Origin of the sequence: Streptomyces qaidamensis (genome assembly GCF_001611795.1) — a bacterium.
Lineage (GTDB): Bacteria > Actinomycetota > Actinomycetes > Streptomycetales > Streptomycetaceae > Streptomyces > Streptomyces qaidamensis.
The window spans coordinates 3,937,689-3,961,824 of sequence record NZ_CP015098.1; the positions used below are offsets into that span (position 1 = coordinate 3,937,689).

Annotated in this window: 23 protein-coding genes and 1 pseudogene; 12 read left to right on the plus strand and 12 right to left on the minus strand. The window is 71.6% G+C overall.

Features of this window, described 5'->3' with window-relative positions:
* Window positions 1-4: 4 nt before the first annotated feature.
* Window positions 5-1,183, minus strand: a complete 1,179-nt coding sequence (locus tag A4E84_RS17210) for an MFS transporter (RefSeq protein WP_062927435.1) — start codon at window positions 1,181-1,183, stop codon at window positions 5-7.
* Between the two features lie 79 nt (window positions 1,184-1,262).
* Here A4E84_RS17210 and A4E84_RS17215 point away from each other — a divergent pair, with 79 nt between their 5' ends.
* The 3 genes from A4E84_RS17215 to A4E84_RS17225 all read left to right on the plus strand — a co-directional run bounded on the left by A4E84_RS17215 (window position 1,263) and on the right by A4E84_RS17225 (window position 3,707).
* A complete protein-coding gene (locus A4E84_RS17215) occupies window positions 1,263-2,258 on the plus strand; it encodes an ArsR/SmtB family transcription factor (protein WP_062927436.1) in 996 nt (331 codons plus the stop codon).
* A complete protein-coding gene (locus A4E84_RS17220; protein ID WP_062927437.1) occupies window positions 2,255-2,758 on the plus strand; it encodes a glutathione peroxidase in 504 nt (167 codons plus the stop codon). Before A4E84_RS17215 ends, A4E84_RS17220 begins: the two co-directional genes overlap by 4 nt.
* Before the next feature lie 85 nt (window positions 2,759-2,843).
* The gene (locus tag A4E84_RS17225; RefSeq protein WP_107308338.1) at window positions 2,844-3,707 is read left to right on the plus strand and encodes a MerR family transcriptional regulator; all 864 of its coding nucleotides are present in this window, start codon (window positions 2,844-2,846) and stop codon (window positions 3,705-3,707) included.
* A gap of 117 nt (window positions 3,708-3,824) precedes the next feature.
* On the opposite strand, the gene A4E84_RS17230 is transcribed toward A4E84_RS17225, so the two are convergent.
* The 3 genes from A4E84_RS17230 to A4E84_RS17240 all read right to left on the minus strand — a co-directional run bounded on the left by A4E84_RS17230 (window position 3,825) and on the right by A4E84_RS17240 (window position 6,091).
* On the minus strand, window positions 3,825-4,016 hold the full coding sequence (locus tag A4E84_RS17230) for a DUF397 domain-containing protein (protein WP_033312893.1): 192 nt from the start codon (window positions 4,014-4,016) through the stop codon (window positions 3,825-3,827).
* Between the two features lie 196 nt (window positions 4,017-4,212).
* Entirely contained in the window at window positions 4,213-5,070 is an 858-nt protein-coding gene (locus A4E84_RS17235; protein WP_062927438.1) for a helix-turn-helix domain-containing protein, read from the minus strand.
* 265 nt (window positions 5,071-5,335) lie between these two features.
* The gene (locus A4E84_RS17240) at window positions 5,336-6,091 is read right to left on the minus strand and encodes a GOLPH3/VPS74 family protein (RefSeq protein WP_062927439.1); all 756 of its coding nucleotides are present in this window, start codon (window positions 6,089-6,091) and stop codon (window positions 5,336-5,338) included.
* 235 nt (window positions 6,092-6,326) lie between these two features.
* On the opposite strand from A4E84_RS17240, the gene A4E84_RS17245 reads away from it, so the two are divergent.
* The gene (locus A4E84_RS17245) at window positions 6,327-8,900 is read left to right on the plus strand and encodes a D-alanyl-D-alanine carboxypeptidase (RefSeq protein ID WP_062927440.1); all 2,574 of its coding nucleotides are present in this window, start codon (window positions 6,327-6,329) and stop codon (window positions 8,898-8,900) included.
* A gap of 132 nt (window positions 8,901-9,032) precedes the next feature.
* Window positions 9,033-10,898 carry a DUF2062 domain-containing protein gene (locus A4E84_RS17250; protein ID WP_062927441.1) on the plus strand — a complete coding sequence of 622 codons (1,866 nt, stop codon included), beginning with the start codon at window positions 9,033-9,035 and terminating at the stop codon, window positions 10,896-10,898.
* A gap of 3 nt (window positions 10,899-10,901) precedes the next feature.
* Here the strand turns inward: A4E84_RS17250 and A4E84_RS17255 are convergent, their stop codons facing one another.
* Complete coding sequence (locus A4E84_RS17255; protein ID WP_062931488.1) at window positions 10,902-11,741, minus strand: hypothetical protein; 840 nt, start codon at window positions 11,739-11,741, stop codon at window positions 10,902-10,904.
* Window positions 11,742-11,826: 85 nt separating this feature from the next.
* Between A4E84_RS17255 and A4E84_RS17260 the strand changes: the two genes are divergently transcribed.
* Together A4E84_RS17260 and A4E84_RS17265 are read left to right on the plus strand one after the other, a co-directional pair.
* Window positions 11,827-12,612 (plus strand): SDR family oxidoreductase, encoded by a 786-nt coding sequence (locus A4E84_RS17260; protein WP_062927442.1) that lies wholly within the window; start codon window positions 11,827-11,829, stop codon window positions 12,610-12,612.
* A 185-nt stretch (window positions 12,613-12,797) separates the two neighbouring features.
* Window positions 12,798-14,369, plus strand: coding sequence for a sodium:solute symporter family protein (locus A4E84_RS17265; RefSeq protein WP_062927443.1), 1,572 nt, complete (start codon window positions 12,798-12,800; stop codon window positions 14,367-14,369).
* A gap of 44 nt (window positions 14,370-14,413) precedes the next feature.
* On the opposite strand, the gene A4E84_RS17270 is transcribed toward A4E84_RS17265, so the two are convergent.
* The 3 genes from A4E84_RS17270 to A4E84_RS17280 all read right to left on the minus strand — a co-directional run bounded on the left by A4E84_RS17270 (window position 14,414) and on the right by A4E84_RS17280 (window position 16,623).
* Complete coding sequence (locus A4E84_RS17270; protein WP_062931489.1) at window positions 14,414-15,529, minus strand: ADP-ribosylglycohydrolase family protein; 1,116 nt, start codon at window positions 15,527-15,529, stop codon at window positions 14,414-14,416.
* A 118-nt stretch (window positions 15,530-15,647) separates the two neighbouring features.
* The gene (locus A4E84_RS17275; protein ID WP_062927444.1) at window positions 15,648-16,241 is read right to left on the minus strand and encodes a hypothetical protein; all 594 of its coding nucleotides are present in this window, start codon (window positions 16,239-16,241) and stop codon (window positions 15,648-15,650) included.
* Window positions 16,242-16,356: 115 nt separating this feature from the next.
* On the minus strand, window positions 16,357-16,623 hold the full coding sequence (locus A4E84_RS17280) for an ATP-binding protein (RefSeq protein ID WP_062927445.1): 267 nt from the start codon (window positions 16,621-16,623) through the stop codon (window positions 16,357-16,359).
* 12 nt (window positions 16,624-16,635) lie between these two features.
* On the opposite strand from A4E84_RS17280, the pseudogene A4E84_RS42245 reads away from it, so the two are divergent.
* Together A4E84_RS42245 and A4E84_RS45485 are read left to right on the plus strand one after the other, a co-directional pair.
* Window positions 16,636-16,737, plus strand: a pseudogene (locus tag A4E84_RS42245) (transcriptional regulator); the annotation flags it as partial.
* 59 nt (window positions 16,738-16,796) lie between these two features.
* Entirely contained in the window at window positions 16,797-16,892 is a 96-nt protein-coding gene (locus A4E84_RS45485; protein ID WP_335340853.1) for a DUF397 domain-containing protein, read from the plus strand.
* 3 nt (window positions 16,893-16,895) lie between these two features.
* On the opposite strand, the gene A4E84_RS45235 is transcribed toward A4E84_RS45485, so the two are convergent.
* Entirely contained in the window at window positions 16,896-17,030 is a 135-nt protein-coding gene (locus A4E84_RS45235) for a hypothetical protein (protein ID WP_257784340.1), read from the minus strand.
* Window positions 17,031-17,315: 285 nt separating this feature from the next.
* On the minus strand, window positions 17,316-19,817 hold the full coding sequence (locus A4E84_RS17285; RefSeq protein ID WP_079129001.1) for an ATP-binding protein: 2,502 nt from the start codon (window positions 19,815-19,817) through the stop codon (window positions 17,316-17,318).
* 81 nt (window positions 19,818-19,898) lie between these two features.
* Here A4E84_RS17285 and A4E84_RS17290 point away from each other — a divergent pair, with 81 nt between their 5' ends.
* A complete protein-coding gene (locus A4E84_RS17290) occupies window positions 19,899-20,408 on the plus strand; it encodes a DUF2165 domain-containing protein (protein ID WP_062931490.1) in 510 nt (169 codons plus the stop codon).
* A gap of 24 nt (window positions 20,409-20,432) precedes the next feature.
* Here A4E84_RS17290 and A4E84_RS17295 read toward each other — a convergent pair whose 3' ends face one another.
* Window positions 20,433-20,993, minus strand: a complete 561-nt coding sequence (locus A4E84_RS17295) for a hypothetical protein (protein WP_062927446.1) — start codon at window positions 20,991-20,993, stop codon at window positions 20,433-20,435.
* A gap of 79 nt (window positions 20,994-21,072) precedes the next feature.
* Window positions 21,073-22,074 (minus strand): glycosyltransferase family 2 protein, encoded by a 1,002-nt coding sequence (locus A4E84_RS17300; protein WP_062927447.1) that lies wholly within the window; start codon window positions 22,072-22,074, stop codon window positions 21,073-21,075.
* Between the two features lie 163 nt (window positions 22,075-22,237).
* Between A4E84_RS17300 and A4E84_RS17305 the strand changes: the two genes are divergently transcribed.
* On the plus strand, window positions 22,238-22,708 hold the full coding sequence (locus A4E84_RS17305) for a GtrA family protein (protein ID WP_062927448.1): 471 nt from the start codon (window positions 22,238-22,240) through the stop codon (window positions 22,706-22,708).
* A gap of 18 nt (window positions 22,709-22,726) precedes the next feature.
* Entirely contained in the window at window positions 22,727-24,136 is a 1,410-nt protein-coding gene (locus tag A4E84_RS17310) for a hypothetical protein (RefSeq protein WP_062927449.1), read from the plus strand.

The window sequence follows — 24,136 nt, forward strand, 5'->3', positions numbered from 1 at the left end:
CCCGTCAGCGGCTCACCGCCCTCGGCTCCTCCCGCTTCGCCGCGCCCATCAGCAGCAGCGTCACCCCCGCGGACGCCACGGCCATCGCCCCCATCGCCACGGCGGGGGACGTCAGTTGGGCGACCGACCCCGCGAGCGCCGCCGCCACCCCCTGCATCGTGAGCATCCCCGCCGAGTGCAGACCCAGGGCATGCCCCGTGAGCCCGTCGGGGGTGAGGGCCACCAGTCGCTCCTGCTGCACGAGGCTCGCGCCGAACCCCACGGAGGCCAGCGCGACCGCGGCCGCCGCGAGCGGCAGCGCCGGACGCAGCAGGAACACCACGTACGGGGCCGCCAGGAGCAGCAGGAGCGGGAATCCCAGGCGGGAGCGCAGGCCGGATGGGAGCACGCGGCCCACCAGCACGTCCCCGGCGAGCATGCCCAGCGCGGCGCAGGCGAAGAGGGTGCCGGCGGAGTCGGGGGCGTAGGAGACGTAGAGGGATTCGCAGCCGACGACCAGGCCGTTGGGGATCCACAGGGCCAGATAGACCTGGCGGCGGGGCGGGGAGGACCAGAGCAGCGCGTTGGCGCGCCAAGTCGCCGCCACCGAGGGGCGGCCCGTCGTACGGGGCGGGCGGCGGGTCAGGCCGAGGCGGACGACGACGGCCGCCGCGCCGTACAGCCCGGCGGCGGCCAGCAGCGACAACCGCGGGGACAGCAGGGCCACGAGGGCGCCGCCGGCCGCGTAACCGGCGATCTGCATGACGCCGCTCATCATGTTGAACACCGAGCGGCCGAGCAGATAGCCGTCCTTGGAGAGGATCTCGTTGAGCAGGCCCCAGCGCACTCCCCCGCCCACCGACTCCACCAGCCCCTTGGCGAGGACGACCACGAAGAGCCCCCAAACGGGCATTGCGGGCAGGGCCAGGGCGGCGGTGGCCGCGGCGAAGAGCAGCGGCAGGGCCGTCAGGGCCGCGCGCGGGGGCAGCCGGTCGGCGGCGGAGAGCAGGAGGGTCGCGCCCAGCACCTGCACCAGCGAGGAGCCGAACATGCTCACCGCGGACAGCAGCGGTGAGCCGGTCGCCCGGTAGACCAGGGTGCCCAGGGCCAGCCCGCCCATGGTCTGGGCGACGGTCTGCGCCGACGCGGCCAGGAAGAACGGGGTGAACTCGGGCGTGCGGAACAGTTCGCGGTAGCTGCGCATGGGCGGAGTCTTCGACGCCCTCTGATCGCGTGGTTATTGTTTCGCGCGGACGCGAAACCTCGCGAAGAGGGGGTGGGCCATGGGCTGGTGGCAGATCAGCGCCGACACCCTGGCCGGGAGCCGGTTCGTGATCTCGCCGTTCGCCGAGGCCTTCGCGAGCCTGCGGCTGCTGCACGCGGCCGACGCGGCGCACCCCGGCGAGCGGCGGTGGCTCGACGCCCATTTGCCGGCCTACCGGCGGCGGCTGGCCCGGGACCCGGTGACCGCGCAGCTGATCCGCGCCGGGATCGGGCGGGAGTGGACGGCGGACTTCCTCTCCCCCGCCCCGCGTGACGGAGAGCCCTTCGAGCAGGAGGTCGCGCGGGTGCGGGCGGCCGACCCGGAAGCGGCCCGCGCCGACCTCACCGTCTCGCTGCGCGGCCCGGTCCCCGCGGTGCTGCACCGGGACGACCTCCCGGAGCGCGCCGCGGACCTGCTGACGTACGTCTGGACCACGGCGGTGCGGCCGTACTGGTCCCAGCGCCGGCACATCCTCGAAGCCGATGTGGTCGCACGCACCGCGCGGGTCAGCCGGGGCGGCTGGGCGAGCGCGCTGGACACACTGCGGCCGGGGACGCAGTGGCTCGGGGAGAACCGGCTCCAGGTGAACGCGCACGAATACCCGCCGCGCGAGCTGTCCGGCGCCGAGCTGGTGCTCGTGCCGATCACCACGCAGCGCATCGGCTGGGTGGCCTGGGGGGGCACGGACCGGTACGCGCTGGTCTACCCGTGCGCCGGGGCACTCGCCGACTCGGGCGGCAGGCCCGCGCCCGCGAGCCTCGGCGCGCTGCTCGGTACGGCTCGCGCCGGTGTGCTGGTCCGGCTCGGCTCGCCGCTGAGCACCAGCCAGCTGGTCGCCGTGACCGGGCAGGGGCTCGGCTCGGTCGGGCGGCACCTGCGAGTGCTGCTGGACGCCGGTCTGGTGGAGCGGCGGCGGGCGGGCAGGTCGGTGCTGTACTCGCGGACGGCGGCGGGGCAGGTTTTGGTGGAGGCCACCGAGGCCCGGAACTCACCGGAGCTAGGGTCTGAGGCATGACGACTACCAACGGTTCCTCTCCCCTCGACGTCGAGATCGGTGCGCTGCAGGGCGGTCCGGCCGACCTGTCCCAGTACGCGGGCAAGGCGGTGCTCGTGGTGAACGTCGCCTCCAAGTGCGGCCTGACCCCGCAGTACACGGGCCTCGAGAAGCTCCACGAGCAGTACGCCGCGCGCGGCTTCTCCGTCCTCGGCGTGCCCTGCAACCAGTTCCTCGGGCAGGAGCCCGGCAGCGCCGACGAGATCGCCGAGTTCTGCTCGGCGACGTACGGCGTGACGTTCCCGATGACCGAGAAGGTCGACGTGAACGGCGACGACCGGCATCCGCTGTACGACCGCCTGACCGGCTTCGCGGACGCCGAGGGGCACAGCGGGGACATCCGCTGGAACTTCGAGAAGTTCCTCATCGGCCGCGACGGCCGGGTCGTGGCCCGCTTCTCGCCGCAGACCGAGCCGGACTCGGCGGAGATCGTGACGGCGATCGAGGCCGAGCTGGCCTGACGTCCCGCTGCTTGACCTTGCCCCTGGGGCAGGCCCGAGTGTCCTCGTCGTCGGGCGGAAGAGCCGCCCGACGACGGAGGATGCCGTGGTGGACGGACCGAACCAGGACTTGCTCACCATCGGGGCGTTCGCCGCGCGCGCCCGCCTGTCGGCGAAGGCCCTGCGGTTGTACGACCGGCTGGGCCTGCTGGCCCCGGCGCATGTCGACGAGGCCACCGGTTACCGCTACTACCGGGCCGGGCAGGTCGAACGGGCCCGGCTGGTGGCCATGCTGCGGCAGCTGGACATGCCGCTCGCCCGGATCGCCGAGGTGGTCGAGGCGGGCGACGGGGCCGGGGCGGCCGAGCTGCTCGGCGCGTACTGGGCGGATGTCGAGGCGCGGGTGGCGGGGCAGCGGACGCTCGCCGAGTACCTCCGTGGACGGCTGTCGGGGAGGAGCTCCGAGATGTACGGGAAGTTCACGGTCGAGACGGTGGAGGCACCCCCGCAGGTGGTGATCTCCGAGAAGCGGCACACGCTCGCGGACGAGCTGCCGGCGTGGATCGGGGCGGCGCTGGGCCGGCTGGAGGAGGCGGCCCGGGAGTGCGGAGGCGTGGCCGGGGTGCCGTACGTCGCCTATCACGCGGAGGTGTCGATGGAGAGCGACGGCCCCGCGGAGGCGTGCGTGCCGGTGGCCGACGAGGCGGCGGCCCGGGCCTGGGCCGAGCGGCGGGGCCGGGCGGGGGAGACGGCGGTCAGGGTGGAACCGGCCCGGCGGCTGGCGTACACCAGGATCACCAAGGCGCAGGTGGCGCACCCGCAGATCCTGGCTGCTTTCGAGGCGGTGGAGGAGTGGATGGCGGCGCGGGGGCTGACGGCGACCGGCCCCTGCCGGGAGCTCTACTTCGCGGACTGGGCGGCGGCGGGACCTCAGGACCCGGTGTGTGACGTGGCGTTCCCGGTGAGCTGATCCCCCCCTCGGGCCCTGCTCAGGTCCCGCGGGCACCAGGGAGCCCTCTCGGCTAGGACGGCGATGCTGGTCGAGAGGGCTCTGTCGGTGGTGCGTGTGGTGCGGTCGAGCGCTGGGTCAGGCCTTGACCGAGTCCACGAAGGCGTTCCACGCGGCGGCGGGAAACGCCAGCTTGGGGCCCTCGGGGATCTTGGTGTCCCCGAGCTCCAGGGCCTCGTCGACGGTCGACCTGACCATCACGCACGCGCCGTTGTTGTTGGTGTAGGAGGACGTCGTCCACGTTTCCGTGGCGCCCAGACGAATTGCCATGTTCGCTCCGTTGCCAGTTGCGTTTACGCCAACCCGTGCTGGTGGTTGGCGTGATCGACGCTACTCGCCACCTTCATCGTTCGGAGCAGTCATTCACTCGACCGGATGGCATATTCCAGGGGAGACTTCCAGTCGGGCGTGTCAGGGGGTAGTATCCCGCGCTTCGCCCGACGGAAGGTCATCCTCCGGCGGTGGCTCAGCGCGCGTACTCCTTCGCCACGCGCTCGATGAGCTGCCGCGACTGGTCCACGTTCAGCGACTGGGCCCGCAGGTGCTCGTACATCACCGTGTACTTCTGCACGTCGAGCGGCTTCTCCAGGTACAGGTCGCTGGTGACGCCCTCGATGTAGACGACGCTGGAGTCGGCCGCGTCGGCGAACTCCAGGATCGAGTACTGGCCGTTGATGCCGGCGTGCGCGCCGACCTCGAACGGCAGGACCTGCACGGTGATGTGGGGCAGCTGCGACATCTCGACGAGGTGCTCCAGCTGCTCGCGCATCACCGGCCGGCTGCCGACGATCCGGTGCAGGGACGCCTCGTCCAGCACCACCCACAGCCGCAGCGGTTCCGTTTCGGCGGTGATCCGGCCCTGCCGGCGCAGCCGGACCTCGACGCGCTTGTCGTTGTCCGCCTCCGAGGCCTCGGGCGAACCGCCCCGGATGATGGCCTCGGCGTACGCACGGGTCTGCAACAGGCCGGTGATGATCTGGGGTTCGTAGACCCGGAGCGACTCGGCGTCCGTCTCCAGGCCGATGTAGACGCTGTAGGGGATGTCCCCGAAGGCGTGCCACCAGCCCTGCTGCCGGGAGTCCTTGGCCATCTGCATCAGCGAGTCGACGATCCGCTGGTCCTCGACCTCGTAGACCCCGCACAGGTCGCGCACGTCACGCTGGCTGATGCTGCGCCGCCCGTTCTCCAGGCGGCTGATCTTCGACTGCGACACCAGCAGCCGCTCGGCCACCTCTTCGGCCGTCATGCCCTTGAGCTCACGGAGCCTGCGGAGCTCCTGGCCCAGCCGGCGCCGCCTGACGGTGGGATTGACATTGGACGCCACGGGACGTGCACCTCCGGCTGCGTGCCTCTACTTTGCGTATCTGCTGTTGAGCAGACTGCCACCAAGGTGCTTACTACCGCTGGGAAACGGTGGATATGCGACGGGTACACGCCAGTTCGGACACGGCACGCCGAGCGGGGCGGAGAGAGTGTGCGCTCTCTTCGCCCCGCTCGGACAGCGGCTCCCGTGACCGGGTCGTGAGTCCCGTGGTGCGTGTGCCGGTCGTAGGTCGTACTGGTACCGGGTCGTGCCGGTGCGGCGCGGCTCAGTGGGCCACGGCGCGGGCCATGCTTCCGTGGCGCGGTTGCATCGGAACGCCGCGGGCGGGTTCCGGTGCGGGCCTGGCCGTACCGGCCGTCTGACGGCCGGACGGTGCCGGGCTGCGGCGCGGCTGGGCCGCGACGCCGTTCTGGACGTCCATCACCGCGTGCGCGACGAGACCGCCCATGGGGTCGTGCCTGATCAGGTCCCTGAGCCGGGAGCGAGAGGAGCGTCCCTCGTTGCCCGGGTACAGGTGCTTGCCGAGACCGACCGCGTGAGCGAGGGCCGCGAGTGCCGCGGTCCGCGGGTCCGGCGGTACGCCGGTGCGGATCGCGGAGTCCAGCCGGGCCCTGATCTCCCGGCTGATCTCGGTGTCCGTCGCCTGGTAGCGAGTCGTCGGCAGCACTCCGCACATCTGACCGGCCACGGCATGCACCATGCCGCACCGCTCCAGATGCGAGAGGTAAGTCTGGCGCAGCCCCAGTCGCGGCCCGCCAATCCAGTTCACTGCCCGCACGGGAGCGCCACGCCTTCGCAGCAACTCCAACGCGCAGTCCAACGTTGGATCTCCAGTCGGCCGTGGTGCCACCACGGCGATACGATCCCCGTCTGGGGCTATCCGTCCGGCCAGCGCCAGCTCCACTAGCTGTGCTCCGGCCAGACCGAGGTCGAGCGACTGCGGCTGTGCGGTGGTACCCGTGGTCGGGTCCAACGCCAGCAGCAGAAGCTCCTCCGGAAGTGTTCTGCGGCTCCTGCCCATCCATGCCTCCCCGCGTGGATGAAAGACAGGGTGACCCCTCTCACATTGGTCTGTCGAGGGTGCGTGACCGGTTCGTAGTGGAACCAGTAGGTATGTCGTTCTCGTCTACCGGATGGGTTTGGCCCGCACACAGGACACTGGTACATGGTTCGGACAGCGCCGGAGCGGTGTCACGGGCGGCGGTTCACGGTTCGGTACGCGCACGCGGGGCATGCGGCGCGAGGAGGAGGCATCGGTGGCGGGCGAGTCCCCCGACAGGTCGAAGCAGCGCGAGTCGTCGGCACGAGAGACGTCGGGGAGCGCGAGTCCGGTTCCGGAGGCCAGGAGTGAAGTCGCCGACCCGCGGCTCGCGGTGGCCCGGGACCCGGAGAGGTCCGCCGCGCGAGGCGGTGCCGATACGGCGACCCGCGTGCTGTCCACGCGGACGGCGGAGGAGCCGGAGAGCACGGGGCGCGCCGCGGGTGGCTCGGACACCGAGGACGATGCCGAGCGGATCGACGGCGACTCGGGCCCCGAGGCAGCCGAGAGCGACTCGGACGCCGAGGACGCGGCGGCTGACGCGGGGCAGGACACTTCCGGCTCCTCCGAGGGATCCAAGGGATCCAAGGGGTCCGAAGGGTCCGAGGGCACGGACGGGCGGCTGCGGGATGCCGTCGCCGCGTGGGTCGCGTCTGCGGACGAGGGTGAGCCTGCTGCCGCCGAGGGCGCGGAGAAGGGCGGGAAGGCCGACGCGGACGCCGACGCCGAGGACGACCGCGCGGACGGGCCCGCGGAGGCCGGCACGGACGAGGCTGAGCCCGAACGCGCGAACGAGCCCGCGGAGGCCGGCACGGACGCCGAGGGCGCCCAGGAAGCCGCAGAGACGGCATCCGAGGGCTCTGGGGCGGCTCACGATGACGCCGACGAGCCCGAGGCGGACCGTTCCGCCGGCGTCGAAGCCGACGCCGAGGACACGGCCGAGGCGAAGACTGAGGCCGAGGTCGAGGCGGACGAGCGGACCGACGCCGAGGACTCCGAGCCCTCGGAGCCCGCTGCCGACAACGACGTCAAGGGCTCGAAGGCCACCGACACCGAGGACGACGCCACCGGCTCCGACGCCACCGGCTCCGACTCCACGGACGACGCCGCCGAGAACAAGCCCGGCAAAGCCGACCACGTCACCGGCGAGTCGGACGACGACACCGACGGCTCACCCGCCGCACCCCCCGTCGACCAGCCCACCGCCGTTTTCAAGGTCGTACGGCCTCCGGTCGATCAGCCCACCACCATGCTGAAGCTCGGGGGCGCGGCCAGGGACCTCCCGAAGACGGACCTCCCGAAGACGGACGTCCCGAAGAAGGACGTCCCGGAGAAGGACGCCGAGCGGACCAGCAAGTTCGTCGCGCTCAAGCCGCTGGACGACCCGTCGGCCAGGAAGCCGGCCGCCCCGGCATCGGCCCCCGCATCGGCCCCGGCAGTCGCCCCGGCCGACGCCACCGCGCCCGTCCCCACCGTCGGCCCCGAGCGGACCACGCAGCAGCCGCTTCCGCCCAGGCCGCCGCTGGATCTGCTGGCCGAGCTGACGAACACCCCGCCGCCCCCGGAGACCCCGCTGCGGACGGCGGCCCGGCGGGTGAAGATCTGGACCCCGCTGGTGCTGCTGCTGGTGGTCGTCTTCGCGGTCGTGCAGAGCGTGCGCCCGCTCCCCTCGCCCACTCTGGAGCTCACCGCCGAGGACAGCTACACCTTCGAGGGCGGCAAGGTCGACATCCCCTGGCCCACCAAGGGCCAGGCCGCGCTGGACGTCCAGGGCATCGGCACGTTCGGGTCCTCCGGCGAGCAGAAGCCCGTCCCGATCGCGAGCGTCGCCAAGGTCATGACCGCCTACGTCATCCTGCGCGATCACCCGCTCAAGAGCGGCGCGGACGGCCCGAAGATCCTCATCGACCAGGCCGCCCAGGACCAGTCCGACGCCGGCCAGGAGTCCACCGTCGACGTCACCAAGGACGACCGGATCACCGAGCGGGAGGCCCTGGAGAGCATCCTGATCGCGTCCGCGAACAACGTGGCGCGACTGCTCGCCCGCTGGGACGCGGGGTCCGAGAAGGCGTTCGTTCGGAAGATGAACCAGGCCGCGGTGGACCTCGGTATGAAGAACACGACGTACACCGACCCGTCGGGCCTGAACAACACGACCGTCTCCACGGCCGTGGACCAGGTGAAGCTCGCCAAGGCCGCCATGCAGCAGCCGGTGTTCCGCGAGGTCGCGGCGATGATGTCGTACGTCGACTACAAGCAGAAGAAGCACGACAACTGGAACCGCCTGGTCGGTTACAACGACGTCACCGGCATCAAGACCGGCACCACCACCTCGGCGCTCGGCAACCTCGTCTTCGCGGCCAAGAAGGACGTGAACGGCGAGACCCGCCGGATCATCGGCGCGGTCGTGCGCCAGCCCGCGGGCGGCCCGGACAACACGATCCTGGGCGCCGCGCTGCACGAGGGCGACAAGCTGATCCGGGCGGCGCAGGGCGCATTGGAGTCGGCGACGATCCTGAAGAAGGGCGACGTCGTCGGGTACGCCGACGACGGTCTCGGCGGCCGTACGCCGGTCGCCGTCACCAAGGACGTCACGGCCGTCGGCTGGGCGGGCCTGTCCGTCAAGCTGACGTTCGCCGCGGACGACCTGCCGCACACGGCGAAAGCCGGTGCGAAGGTGGGCACGCTCACCGTCGGTGACGGCACCACCAGCGCCGTGAAGGTCCCGGTGGCCCTCCAGAAGGACCTGGTGGAGCCGGGCTTCGCGGCCAAGCTCACGCGCCTCGGCTGACCCGGGACGCGACCCGCACCACCGCACTCCGCCGGTAACGGCCCGTACGGGCGCCGCCCGGCGGGGTGCGTGCTAGCGTCCCGAACCGGGACAGGCCGAGAACAGAAGACGGGACACGGGGAGTGCCTTCGAGTGGCCACTGCGGAGCCGACACGCGCAGACGACACCGGACCGGGCTCGGTATCAGGTCCGCGAATACGCCTGCCCGAAGCACCGGAAGACAGCACGCCCGGGAGCGGCGCGCCTGAGGACGGCGGCTCGCGGTTCGAGTGGCCCGCCCCCGTACTGGCGCTGCGTGAGCGCATGCTGCGGCACCCGGTCCTGTCCGTCACGGGCCTGGCCGCGGCGCTGCACATCCTCTGGTTCTTCACGTTCGCGAACAGTGGTGGCGATCTGGCCGCGCAGGACGCGTGGGCCGAGTTCGTCGGCCGGCACCCGGACTCGGCGTACAACCTCGCCTGGTACGGCGGGATGCACCCCGTGTCGTACAGCATGGTGTCGCCGTATCTGATGTCGGTGCTCGGCGTGCGGACGACGATGATGATCGCGGGCACGGTCTCGGCCGGTCTGCTGACGCTGCTCCTCCTGCGCAGCCGCTCCGTCCTCAACCCGCTGTGGGCGTCGCTGGCCGGCGTGTTCGGGCTGTTCTGCAACGCGGTGTCCGGGCGGGTGACGTTCGGGCTGGGCATGATGTTCGCGCTCGGCGCTGTGGCCGTCGTGTTCTGCTGGCCGTACCGGTGGCGCTACAAGCGCTGGGCGAAGGCGCTGAGCGCGGCGCCGCTGGCCGCGCTGGCCACCATGTCGTCGCCGGTCGCGGGCCTGTTCGTGGGCCTGGTGGCGGTGGCGCTGTTCCTGCAGAAGCGGCGGCCGGGCGCGTGGGCGCTGGGCCTGGCGCCGAGCGCGGTGGTGGCGGTGTCGGCGTGGCTGTTCCCGTTCTCGGGCACGCAGCCGATGATGATCGGCTCGGTGCTGCTGCCGCTCGCGTTCTCGGTCCTCGCCTACGTGCTGGTCCCGCAGGAGTGGAAGACGGTCCGGCTCACGGCCGCGGTGTACGGCCTGGGGGTCGTGCTGGTGTGGCTGATCAGCTCCCAGATCGGTTCGAACATCACCCGGCTGGCGATGTTGTTCGCCGGGGTCGCGCTGGTCGCCGCACTGCCGTTCACGGTGCCGCGCAGCCGCAAGTGGTACGCGGCCGTCGTGGCGCTGTGCGGGTTCGGCGTGTGGATCGGCTTCAAGACGGTCGACGACGTCGTGCACACGGCCCCGGCGGCGTCCTGGTCGCGTGAGCTGGCGCCGCTCGTCAACGAGCTGCAGGAGGTCGGCGCGGAGAAGGGCCGGGTGGAAGTCGTCCCGGCCCGCTCCCACCGTGAGGCCTCCGCGCTCGCCCCGTACGTCAATCTGGCCCGCGGCTGGAACCGCCAGGCCGACATGGAGCGCAACCCCCTCTTCTACGACGACACCCTCAACTCGGCGAACTACCACGAGTGGCTGAAGCGCTGGGCGGTGCACTACGTCGTGCTGCCGAAGGGCGAGCCGGACGGCGACGGGGGGCAGCGGGAGCGGGCCCTGGTGCGGCGCGGGCTGCCGTATCTGACGCAGATCTGGGGTGACGCCACCTGGCAGCTGTTCAAGGTGAGCGACCCGACCCCGCTGGCCGAGCCGAACGCCGTGGTCGACCGGGCCGAGCAGGGCGAGATGGTCCTCCAGGTGAAGAAGGCGGGCCGGATCCTGGTGCGCATCCCGTACTCGCCGTGGCTGAGCATCGTCGACGCGGAGGGCAAGAGCCTGAAGCCGCCGCAGGAGACGGAGGAGTCCAGCAACCGTCCCGAGGGCGAGCCGAAGACGTACGTGAACGTCAACGGCTGCCTGACGGAGACGGAGGAGGACGCGCAGGGCGACAAGTGGACGGAGCTGCTGGCCCCGAAGGCCGGCACGTACCGTCTGGCGGCGCCGTACCAGCTCCCCCGGGGGACGCCGTGCCCGGAGGAGCTGCGCTGAGCCTCAGCGCAGCCGGTCCACGTACCGGTCCGTGCCCGGCACCGTCGGGATGAACGGGGCCACCAGTTCCACCCTGCCCAGACCCGATTCCGTCACCGCCGCGTCGAGGCCGGTGAAGCACGGGTTCCAGCACTCCCCCGGGTCGGTCTGGAGGAACCACAGGAGCGTCAGGCGGGTGTCGACGCCCTCGACCTGTTTCACGTAGGTCATGCGGTCGCCCGGGAGGGGCGTCGGGCTGAACACCGTCACCAGGGCGGCCGGGGAGCCCGCCAGGCGCTTGGGGAGGTGGCGCGTGCGCAGCCACTCCAGGAGCGGGGCGCGCTGCTCGGGGGTGTCCGCCTCGACGACCTGGAGGACCAGGCCCGCGTAGGGGTGGTCGAGGGCGTGGACGTCCCGGGGGCCGGCCGCCCCGTCGCGGTACACCGTCGTCTCGTGGTTCTGGAACGCCGTGAGGACGTGCGTGCGGTCGTGGTAGACGCGGGCGTCCCGGTTGAGGCGCTTGTTGACGGCGACGGTCCAGCGCATGTGGTCGTCGTAGCGGCCGTGGGTGATCCAGTACGTGGAGAGGTAGCAGCCGGCGGTGACGGGCTGGGCGATCGCCGACTTCTCGGGGTAGCGCAGGAGCTGGAGGTCGCGGGTGGCCACCCAGCGGCGGCCCGCCTGCATCCAGGGCATGGCCATCGCGCCGGCGTAGTAGTGGTCGTCCTCGTACCAGCGGTTGTACGCGTACTCGTGGCCGGGATGCGGTTCGACCATGGTGATGAGGGCGTGCCCGGGGTGGGTGCCGTAGGGGCCGACGGCGGCCAGTTCGGCGTACAGCTCGCTGCGGGTGTCCTCGCTCATGCCCTTCCCCTTCGTCGGAGGCCGGTTCATACTCTGACGCTCCGTCAGATAGAACGCCAGGGTCCGGGTCCGGGGAGGTCCTGCCATGTCACTGCTCGCGGGGAAGACGGTCGTCGTGTCGGGGGTCGGGGCCGGGCTCGGGCGGCAGGTCGCGGGGGCCGTCGTACGGGACGGCGGGCGTGCCGTGCTGGGGGCCCGTACGGAGGCGAGCCTGGCGAAGACGGCCGCCGACATCGACCCCGCCGGGGCGTGCACCGCGTACCGGGCCACGGACATCTCCGACGAGGCGCGGTGCGAGGCACTGGCGGAGCTGGCGCGGGAGCGGTTCGGCGGGATCGACGCGGTCGTGCACGTGGCCGCGCTGGACAGCTACTTCGGCGGGCTGGAGGACGCCGACTTCGAGTCCTGGCGGTCGGTGCTGGAGGTGAACCTGCTGGGCACTCTGCGGATGACGCGGGCCTGTCTGCCGTCGCTCAAACAGGGCGGCGGTTCCGTGGTGTTCGTCGGGACGCAGTCGGCGGTGGCGGCTCCGTCGCAGGTGCGGCAGGCGGCGTACGCGGCGTCGAAGGGGGCGCTGACGAGTGCGATGTACTCGCTCGCGCGCGAGCTCGGGCCCCATCGGATCCGGGTCAACACCGTGCTGCCCGGCTGGATGTGGGGGCCGCCGGTGCAGGCGTACGTGCGGTTCGCGGCCCGGTCGGAGGGTGTGTCGGAGGCGGCGGTGCTGGGCAGGCTGACGGACCGGACGGCGCTGCCGGAGCTGGCGACGGACGGGGACGTGGCGGACGCGGCGGTGTTCCTCGCGTCCGACCGGGCGCGGGCGATCACGGGGCAGTCGCTGTTGGTGAACGCGGGCGAACTGATGCGCTGAGGCGCATCCGGGGGCGGTTTTCGGCCACCCCTCCGACCACACCATCCCGTTCATGTACGTAAACTGAGGTCACCTCACCGAACTATTTTACGGTGTCTTGACCTTCCCCTTGCTTGCCGTGCGCACGTCACCGAACCCAGAGTTCACATGCCTGACCCTGGCGGCAGCACCGTGGAAGGGGATTCATGAACGGTCTCGACTGGGCCGTGCTCATCGGCTACTTCGCCGTGATGGTCGCGATCGGCGTCTGGTCGCACAAACGCGTCGACAACGTCAGCGACTTCTTCACCGCCGGCGGCAAGATGCCGTGGTGGCTCTCCGGCATCTCGCACCACATGTCGGGCTACAGCGCGGTGATGTTCACCGGGTACGCGGGCATCGCCTACACCTACGGCGTCACGTCCTTCGTCACCTGGTCCTTCCCCATCGCCCTGGGCATCGCCATCGGGTCGAAGCTGTTCGCCCCGCGCATCAACCGGCTGCGTTCCCGGCTCCATGTGGCCTCCCCGCTGGAGTACCTGAAGAACCGCTACGACCTCAAGACGCAGCAGGCGCTGGCCTGGTCGGGGATGCTGCTGAAGATCGTGGACGTGGGCGCGAAGTGGGCGGCGATCGCCACGCTGCTGTCCGTCTTCACGGGGATCAGCCTCAACCAGGGCATCCTCATCACCGGCAGCATCACGGCCATCTACTGCACGATCGGCGGCCTCTGGGCGGACGCGCTGACCGAACTCGGGCAGTTCATCATCCAGTTGCTGGCCGGCATCGCGATGTTCGTGGCGGTCTTCGTACGCCTCGACGACCACGGCGGCTTCTTCGGCGTCTGGAACTCGCCCGAGCTGCAGGGCCACGAGAAACCGCTGGTCGGGCCGTACGGCACGGTGTTCCTGCTCGCGTTCCTCTTCATCAAGCTCTTCGAGTACAACGGCGGCATGCTCAACCAGGCCCAGCGCTACATGGCCACGCCGAACGCCAAGGAGGCCGAGCGGTCGGCCCGCCTCTCGGCGATCCTCTGGCTGGTCTGGCCGCTGGTGCTGTTCTTCCCCATGTGGATGTCGCCGCTGCTGGTCGAGTCGCAGAAGCCGGACGGCTCGGACTCCTACGCCCTGATGACCGAACAGCTCCTGCCGCACGGCCTGCTGGGCCTGGTCATCGTCGGCTTCTTCTCGCACACGATGGCCATGTGCTCCTCCGACGCCAACGCCATCGCGGCGGTGTTCACCCGGGACTGCGCGCCGGTGATCTGGGCGAGGGCCCGGTCCTGGAACCAGAGCCAGGGCCTGCGGGTCGCCCGCATCGCGACGGTCGTCTTCCTCGGTCTGTCCATGGCGGCGGCGACGCAGGTCAACTCCCCCGCCTTCAAGGACATCATCACGGTCGTCATCAAATGGGTGGCCGGTCTGATGGGCCCGATGGCGATCCCGATGATGCTCGGCCTGCTGCGCGCGTTCCGCCGCTCCGGCCCGACGGCGGCCCTCGTCAGCTGGTCGATGGGCCTGCTCGCGTTCTGGCTGGTGAACTACCCGATCAACTGGAACGTCGAGGGCGGCGTGCCGCTCCAGTACCAGGTGTCGATCCCGCTGGCCGTCTCACTGATCCTCTACGTCCTGGTCGGCTACATCCGGCCGGAGGACACCCCGGAACGGCTGGCGATCATCGAGCGCATCAACACGGACGGGGACGGCACGACGGCGGCCACGATCCCGGTGCCGGCCGGCCCGGCGGACGAGGTGGTCCGGACGACCAGCAGGGAGTGACCCGCCGATGACGCTGCCGCCGGCTCGGGCCGTGTGGGGGCGGGTCACGCTCTCGGATAGCGGGCGAGCCACCCCGGTGACGACCCGCCGGGCCCGTGCAGGGCGGGCCCCTGGGTCATCTCCATGGCGAAGTCGTCGGCGAGCTCCAGGACGGTGGGTCGGCCCTCCAGCTCGGCCAGCCAGGCCGGGGGGAGGGCTGTTTCCCCGTGCAGGGCGCCGAGCAGGCCGCCGGTCAGCGCGCCGGTGGCGGCGGACGGGCCGTCGTGGTTCACGGCGAGACACAGCCCGTGCCGGACGTCGGCGGCGACGAGCGCGCAGTACACGGAGGCGCCGACCAGGCTCTCCGCCGTACCGGTCCCGCACAGCTCGGCCACCCGCTCCGGGCCGGGCATGCCCTGCCGCACGGCACCCAGCGCATGCTGCAACGCGTCCGACACCGGCTGGTGCCCCGGCCGGGCGGCCAGCAGCCCGAAGGTCCGCTGCACGGCCGCGTCGAGGCTCTCGCCCAGCGCCAGCGCATGCACGATCACGGCGTACGCGCCCGCCGCCAGGGCCGCCGTGGGATGGCCGTGGGTCTGCGCCGCGCACTCGACGGCGAGCTGGGCGACCAGCTGCGGCTCCCAGCCCACCAGCAGCCCGAAGGGGGCCGACCGGGCGGCGGCCTCGGGCCCGGCCTCACCGGGGTTCTTTGGCGCCTCCGGCGTCCCCATGGTCTCGTCGCCGAGCCCCAGCAGCAGCGCGCGGCTCGGGTCCCGCCGCGCGTACAGCCACTCCTCCCGCGCCAGCCACCCGTCCTCCTTGCGGCGTTCGTCGGGGCCCCAGTCACGCTGGGTGGCGGCCCAGCGCAGATACGCCCGGTGCAGATCGGTCGGCGGATGCCAGGCACCCGTGTCCCGTCTGACCTGGGCCCGGATCAGCCCGTCGACGGAGAACAGGGTGAGCTGGGTGAGGTGCGTGACGGCGCCGCGTCTGCCGAAGGCGGGGGCCAGGTCCACCAGGCCCTCCGCCCCGTGCGCCTCCCGTATCCCGTCGATGGTCAGCCGGTCGACCGGTGTCCCCAGCGCGTCCCCCACGGCGACGCCGAGCAGGGTCCCGCGCACCCGGCTGCGGAAGTCCTGCTGCTCTGTACGGCCCCAGACGGCGCCGGCAGTCGCACCCACCTTGACCTCCCAGGGACCGTCCACACGTACGACAGCTCAGCACTGTAATCGAACGGGAACGGCGGGTTCAGGGGGCGGAACGGTGCGGGGTGTGGCCAGGAGATCCCGGTCGGTGGCCTCAGGTCCGCGGCCAGGTGATCCCCGCGGCTCGCAGCATCTCGCCGTACTTCCGGTGGCGGCGCCGGGCGATGAGCAGACCGAGCGCCCACAGACCGGCGAAGAACAGCCAGACGGCGGCACAGACCAGAAGCGCCGGCCCGGAGAAGCCGGTCTGCGAGAGCGGGATCAGCAGCACCAGGGGGATGAGCAGGAGGGCGATCAGTCCCCGCCGCCGGTGGGTGCAGCTGTAGTCGACCATGATCCGGGCGTGCAGCAGATCGACGTCGCGCCGCGCCTCGGGCAGCGGACGCAGGCGATGCCCGCCGGGACGCATGCCGGGCAGCGGTCCGCCGTCCAGGGCGTCCGGATACCGGGCGGCGGTGCGGGCCGCCCGTTCCGCGGCGTCCGGCATGCGCCGGAAGGCGAAGTACGGGTTCGGACTGCCCTGGGGCGACAGGGGCGACAGCCCGTCGTAGCGGTAGCCGTACTGCTCGACGACGTAGGCGAAGGCGGCGAACTTGCGCCACGAGCGCTGCAGATGGCGGGCGTCATGCCGCTCGGCACCCCGCGCACCGTCCTGCAGCAGTGCCTTGAGCTGGGTCTGCACCAACATCTCGCCTCCTGCGTCGAGGGCGGGGCCGTTCCGGCCCGAGGCGACCTCGTGGACATGTAAGGGTGTGATGACGGCGATGGCGCCCCGGGCTCTTCGACGCCGAGGTCCGCCCGGATCACGACAGGCCGCGATCCCGCCCCTCCCCCGCCGCTCCCGGGTCGCGACCGCCGAGTTCTGCCCACAGCGTTTTCGCACCGGCCGGTGCCCGCGTCAGGCCCCAGTAGTCCGCGTACGCGTCGACGATGCGCAGGCCCCTGCCTCCCTCGGCGTCGTCCGCCACCGGCTCCGGGAGCCGTGGGATCCGGTCGCCCCGGGCGCCGGTGACCCCGGTACGGAGCGTGACGGTCCGGGCGCAGGGCGGGGCCGTACGGGTCGTACGCAAGGAGGGGAAGGCGTGGAGGACGAGGAAGCGGCGGCCGTGCTCAGGACGGTCGGCCGGCAGATCAAGATGCGGCGCGAGACAGCTGGGCTGAAGCAGGCGGAGTTCGGGTCGGCGACAGCGGAAACGACGGACCCGATTGCGTAGAGGTCGCCATATCCACGGCTCAGCCCGCCATCCTCCTCCGCGACTCCAAGAACAGGAACGACGCCCGGTTGGCGTTCACTTGCGACGCCTGGTCCGAGTTCGTGGAGTTCGCGGCGGGGCGTTGACCCTCAGTTCTGAACAAGGGGCGTTTCAGGGGTATCGGTCGGCTCGTCGGTCTCCTCGCGCTCCTTCTTCAGGGCGAGTTCCCGCGCGAGCTTCTCCGAATACAGCCTCATTTCCGCTTCTTTGCGCTCGTCGAACACGGACTCCTCCTTTGTACACAGGGATGTTGGCGGGTGGGTACTACCAGGGGGAAATGGAGGGACCGGTCAGGCGAACAAGACGCGCTGGAACCGGGAACCGCTGTGGCCCGGGAGCGCATGTGCCGACTGGTGACGGGATTCATCAGGGATCGTCCGCCGCACCATCGCACACCTCCCAGAAGACAACTCGACCGAACCACAGACCTCTTGCTTCGGATATTACCCGGCGGGTCGGCATTGCGAAACGGCCCGATTACGTTCGCACACAGGTAATTCGCCTGCCGTTCACCCGGCGAGAAGCGGAGCCAGTACCGCGCGGTCGGTATCAGGAAGCCGTCCCAGCATCTCGGAATTCAGTTCCCTGACACGCTCCACATCCGCACGGGCCTCTTCCCATCGCCCCGTCACGGCGTGCAGCACAGCCCGGCGGCACAGTGCCCAGACGTATCCCGGACGCATTCCCACCGCCCGGCTCAGGTCCGCCAGGGCCTCCGCGTGGCGGCCCAGTCGAGCCAGGGACTCCCCCCGGCTCGCGTACGCGGACACGTATGCGGGGTCCAGAGCGATCGCGATGTCCAGGTCGGCCACCGCCTCCTCGTCCCGGCCCGCGGTCCGGAGAGCGTCGCCCCGTTCGCAGCGGCTCCAGGGCCAGTCCGGGTTCAGTGAAACCGCGTGGTCGAGGTCGGCCAACTGGCGATCGGGCTGGCCCAGTACCCGCCACACCCGGGCCCTGCGGGTGAGCGCCCACGGATAGTCCGGTTCGAGTTCCAGGGCCTGGGTCAGGTCGGCCAGCGCCGCCTCGGGATCGCCTCTGTTGAAACGGATCGCTCCGCGTGACGCCCACGCGATGTGCGTCCCGGGGTCGAGCCGGATCGCTTCGTCGAGGTCCCGCAGAGCCTCGTCGTAGCGGTCCTCGATGCGCAGGTAGTCGCCGCGGATCGCGCGGCCCCGCGCGTCCTCGGGGTGCAGTGACAACGCCTCGTCGAGGTCCGTCAACGCACCCTCGTAGTCCCCCAGTTCGCCCTTGGTCATGGCGCGGCTGCGATACGCGTGGGCGAGACCGGGGTCCAGCGCCAGCGCCCTGTCGTACTCGGCGAGCGCCTCCTCGTGCGCGCCGCCGTGCCGCAGGGCGCTGCCTCGGGCCGTATGCGCCAGGGCACGGGTCCTGGGGTCGAAGCCCGCACGTCGCAGGAGCAGTGCCAGGGCCGTCGTGACGCCGCCGTCGGCGAGGGCCGCGGTGAGGTCGCTGCCCCAGTCGGCCGCCCCCTCGGCCTCCGCGTCGCGGCCGGCGTCCGTCAGGGCCTGTGCCCACTGCCGGGCCGTCACCTCGTCGACGGCGCATGCCCGTACGCAGTCCCGCAGTGCGGCCGGGACCGCCTCCCTGTCGCCCGTGCAGAGCAGGTGGTACGTCTCGGCCAGGCGCAGGTCCCGCCAGGTCCCGTCCGCCCAGGGATCGGCAGCGGCCTGTTCGGCCTCCTCCCGCCAGCCCCCGAACACCTGCGCCAGTCCCCGGTGCCGCGCCGCCCATCCGCGCGGGGAGCGGCGCCGCTCCGCCCGCAGCATCGGCGCCCGTACGACATCGTGGTAGCGCCACCGTTCGCCGTCCCGGTCGGCTACGAACGGCAGCGACCGCAGCCAGTCGTAGACCGTGTCAGCGTCCTCGTCCGGGCAGTTGGCCACCGCCCGGAACACGTCCCCGTCCAGCCACCTCGGGAGGGCACAGGAGAGCGCGGCGGCTCGGCGCACCGGGTCGCGCTCCCACTTCAGGAATCGCTCCACCGCCGTCGCGCTCGGGTCGCCCACGTCGCCGGGGTCGGTGGGGCGGGACTCGGCGAGGGTGGAGACCAAGACGGGGAGGCCACCGCTCAGGCGCAGGACCTCGGACACGACCGGTTCGGCGGTCACGCCCTTGGCGGCCAGCAAGCCGCGTGCCTCCGGCTCCGTGAAGGGGGCCAGGGGCATGACGGCCACGAAGTCCGCCAAGCCGCCCCAGCGGGACCGCTCCAGAGATGTCTGGCCCGCCGTGACCACCACCGTCGTGGCGGGCATGGCGCCGTGGCGGTCGGTCGTCATCGTCTCGTGCAGCCAGGCGTCCAGGTACGCGCCCGTCCGCTCGTACGTGTCCAGGAAAAGGGCGATCCACGGGGCCGGGGCTTCCATCAGCTCGCGCAGGAGCACCGGTGTGAGCACCCGTTCGGGGGCGAGGACCAGTTGCAGGTCCTCGTGGCTGCGGAAGCGAGCGGCCAGTCCGGCGCGCAGTCGGTCCGCCGAGCGCGCGAGTTGGTCCTCGTCCAGCATCCCCGCCAGCGGGCCGACCACCGGCACCATCCCGGCGGCCACCATCCCGGCCCGTGCCGCCACCCGCCCGCCGGCCGACGGTCCGGTGGCCTCCGACTCCGTGTCCAGCGCCGTCAGCGCAGCCAGCTCCGCCTCCTGCCGGCGTTCGCGGTGGGCGGCGAGCAGCCGGTCGAGCTCCTTCAACCGCGCTCCCTGGGAGGCGAACTGACGACTGATCTCCGCCATCGTTTCCGGCACGCTGCCCGTGCTGTCGTCGACGTACGCCGTCAACGCGCCCTGTTCACGGGCGATCTGCTCGAACTCCCGCAGCAGGAACGTCTTTCCGACGCCGGCGTTGCCCTGCACGTGGAAGCGGAAGCGGTGGCGTTCGTCGTGCGGGGCGGTGTCGAAGTTCAGCCGGAACAGGGCCCGTTCGGCGCCCCGGCCGACGAATCCGGCCCGGGTGCGCTGCCGGATCAGCTCCTGCATCGACGGTCGCGCCTGGGCCATCCGTACGTCCCCTCGTCTCACGCGGTCGGCTTCGGGCTCATTCTGTCGCGTCCGCCCCGGCCGCTGGGGAGAATGATCGGCATGGCCACCTCCACACCACGCGGCACACTGTCGCTCGCCGCCACCCTGCTCACCGCCTCCGTCGCCCTCTACATGGCGCTCGTCGCGTTCGGGAACATCACCGACTTCGGGACCAACCAGCAGTTCGTCCGGCACGTGCTGGCCATGGACACCACGTTCAAGGACGAGGACCTGATGTGGCGGGCCGTCACGAGCCGGGGGCTGCAGGACGCCGCCTACGTCGCGATCATCGTCTGGGAGACCGTCGCCGCGCTGGTCCTCATATACGGGAGCTGGCTGTGGGCCAGACGCGAAGACCCGCGCGCCCGGCGGATGTCCACGTACGGGCTGCTGATGGTGATGCTGCTGTTCGGGGCCGGGTTCATCGGCATCGGCGGCGAGTGGTTCTCGATGTGGCAGTCGGAGGACTGGAACGGGCTGGACGCCGCGACGCGCGTCTTCCTGTTCAGCGGGGTCGTGCTGATCGTCAACCAGCTGCCGGCCCCGCGGGCTCAGACGCCCGCCTCCTGAGCGCTGCCCTCCTGAGCGCTGCCGCTACTTGACCACGGTCACGGTCGTGCCGACCGTGCCGAACGCCCACAGTGCCGTGCCGTCCGCCTTCCGCATCCTGACTCCGCCCGTCTTGGTGCCGGAGGCGGCGGGCGGCGGCGAGGCCCCGTCGACCGCGTTGGAGAAGGCGACGGACACCCCGTCCTTCGCGGCGAAGTACATGATGTGCTCGATCTGGACGCCGTCCGAGCCGGTCGTGGCCGCGTTGCGCGACGACACGGTGTAGGTGCCCGGGTCGGGGCTGACCGAGCCCGGCCAGACGGTGAACGTGCGGCGGGTCGCCTCGCTCGCGTCGACCAGCCACACCCGCTTCTCGCCGAGGGAGTAGACGACGCGCCGGCCGGTGCCGGAGCCGTCGGGCACCCGCGCCGGGGCCGACGCCGTGGGGGTGGGCTGCGCCGAGGCCGTGCCGCTCGGCTTGGCCGACGTCGCGGTGGGGTGGGAGCCCCGGTCCGCCTGTACGCCCAGGACCGTCACCGCGGCTATCGCTCCCACGGTCAGCCCGGTCACCCAGGCCCACGAAGGAAGTCGGGCAGGCACCGGCACGCATCTCCTCAGTCACGGGACCCCGCACCGAAACGGGGTTCCGATCATCGTACTGCGCACGCGCAGCCCCTCGGCTCCCTCAGGGGGTGTGCCGGGCGGTCTTGCGGACCGGGACCGGGCCCGTGCCGGCGCCGCGGGCGGCGTAGCGCGGGGTGCGCACCGGGGCCGGGTAGGAGAGGTGCACCAGGCGGGTCTGCTCCTGGCGCATGTGCATGAGCGATTCGAGGATGTAGCCCACGAGCAGCACGAGCGCGGCGATGGTCATGATCGCGGCGGCGAGGATCGCCGTGGGGACCCGCGGCACGGTGCCCGTCTCGACGAAGTCGGCGATGACGGGGATGCCGAGGACGAGGGAGACCAGGGCGAGGACGCCCGCGATCACGGTGTGGACCAGCGAGGGGCGTTCGCGCCGCGCCAGGTCGAGGATGACCCGCAGGATGCGCCAGCCGTCCCGGTAGGTGCGCAGCTTGCTCTCGCCGCCGGCGGGCCGGACCCGGTAGTCCGTCAGGACCTCCGCGGTGGGCAGCCGCAGGTGCAGCGCGTGGATGGTCATCTCGGTCTCGGTCTCGAACTCGCGGGCGAGCGCCGGGAAGGACTTCACGAAGCGCCGCGAGAAGACCCGGTAGCCGCTGAGCATGTCGGTCACGTCGTTGCCGAACAGGGACCGCACCGCCCCGGTGAGCACTTTGTTCCCGACGGCGTGCCCGGCCCGGTAGGCCCCGTCGACCGTCACCCGGCGGGCGCCGACGACCTGGTCGTACGGTCCCTCGAAGAGCAGGTCCACCAGGTCGCGGGCGCGGGAGGCGTCGTAGGTGTCGTCGCCGTCGATGATGAGCAGCGCGTCGGCGTCGACGTCGGCGAAGGCGCGGCGGATGACGTTGCCCTTGCCCTTGCGGGTCTCTTGCCGGACGATCGCCCCGGCCTCCCGGGCGACCTCGACGGTGCGGTCGGTGGAGGCGTTGTCGTACACGTAGACGACGGCCTCGGGGAGGGCCGCGCGCAGGTCGCGCACCACCTTGCCGACGGCCGCCTCCTCGTTGTGGCACGGCACGACACACGCGATCGTCGGTTCCACGACCACTCCTCACTCGGCTCACCCGACCGGTTCCTCACACGGCCGACACCTCAACCGTCAGCACCTCGTACAGTCAGCACCTCACACATCAGCACCTCATACAGTTGGACATAATGCGATATGAGCGCGCCTGACCGGATGGGTCACGCCGGGTCGTTAGGCTCGCCGTGTGCCGGTCCTCGACTCTGTGACGCTGCGTGCGCGTGACGCCATCAAGGGCATCTGGCGCGAGGCCGCCAAGTTCGGTGTCGTCGGGGCCCTGGCCTTCGTCGTCGACAACGGTGGCTACAACCTGCTCGTCTTCGGTCTGCCCGGCGGCGCGGCGGGCGGGGTGATGCGGACGGCTCCCGTACAGGCGTCCGTCATCGCGACGGCCGCCGCCGCGCTTTTCAGCTGGGTCGGAAACCGCTACTGGACCTACCGCGGCCGGCACCGCGACAAGGTGACCCACGAACTCGCGCTGTTCCTCGTGGCGAACGGGGTCGGGCTCGCCATCACCGCGGGCACGGTCTTCGCCTCCCGGCACCTGCTCGGACTGGACTCGGCGCTCAGCGACAACACCGCCCGCATCTTCGGCTGGATCCTCGCGACCCTGTTCCGCTTCTACGCCTACCGGCGCTACGTCTTCGTCGCATCCTGAGCCGCTAACATCCGGCATATGGGACAAAAGCCACTGGTGGCGCGTACGCAGCGCTGGGTCTGGGGTCTGGCCGCCATCGCCGCGCTCTGCTGCCTGGCCACGGTCCTCGTCTTCTCCCCCGGGTTCCTCAGTCCCGACAGCCTCGACCAGCTCCGGCAGGCCCAGGGCAAGGCCCCCCTGACCGACTGGCATCCGCCGGTGCTGAGCCTGGTGTGGCGGGCACTCATCGCCATGACCGGGTCGATCGCGTCGATGCTCGTCCTCCAGTCGGCCGTCCTCTGGGGGGCGCTGTGGGTGCTGGCCCGGTGCGTGTGGGAGCTGACCCGGAGCCGGGGCGGGTCACTCGCCGTGCTCGGCGTGGGCCTCGCGCCCTTCGTGCTGAACTTCGCCGGGGTGGTGTGGAAGGACGTGCACGCGGCGTTCGCGCTGCTCGCCGCCTGCGCGGTCGCCTTCACCGGGCTGCGGCTGCGGGACAGCGCGCCTCGCCCGGCCCTGCGCTGGGGCCTGCTCTGGCTGGGCGTGCTGTTCCTCGCCTACGCGATCCTGGTGCGCAAGAACGCCGTCGTGGCCGCGATCCCCGTCTTCGTCATGCTGGTCCTCGCCCTGTGGGGCAGGCCCGGACGCCGCACGTGGGTGACGTGCACGGCGGCCCTCGTGGCCGGGCTCGCCGTGCCCGCCGCCGCCATCTCCCTGTTCGCCGCGCCGCTCCAGACCAAACAGGGCGCCCAGATCATGCTCGACGACCTCGTGCACGTGCTGAGCGTTCAGGAGCTGCGGTCGGCCGATGTGCCGCCCGCCCTGCGGGACCGGCTCGTGGCCTCGGCACGGGAGTGCGAGCGGGTCGGCGCCCTCTCGGACGCCTACTGGGCCTGCTACCAGCGCCCGGCCGACGGGCTGCGCGGCGACTCCGGCGCGATCACATCGCTGTGGCTGCGCGAGATGGGCGGGCATGTGCCGGGCTATCTCCAGTACCGCCTGCTGCTCTTCACGACCCTGCTGTTCGAGACCGACTACGCGTACAAGGCGGGGATCACCCGCAACGACCTGGGCGTCGAGGTGGCGCACCCCCGGCTGGAGGACGCGCTCGGCACATACGTCAAGGGCATGATCGAGGACGTGCCCTGGCTGTTCCGCGGCTGGTTCTGGCTCACGGTCGCCCTCGTGCTCGCCATCCGGCCCGGCAAGGGCGTCTTCGCGATGCCGGTCCGGGCGCTGGGCATCAGCTCGGCGGCCTACATCCTCGGCTATCTGCCGATCATGCCCGCGACGGACTTCCGCTACGTCTACTGGCCCGCGCTCGCCTGCACCCTCGGCCTGCTGCTGCTCTGGCCGGGCCGCGGCAGGACCGCACCGCCTCCTGCGGCCCCCGGCGCCACGGCCGGCCGCACCCTGCCGGTGCATCAGCCGGCGGACGCCGGGGGGCAGTGA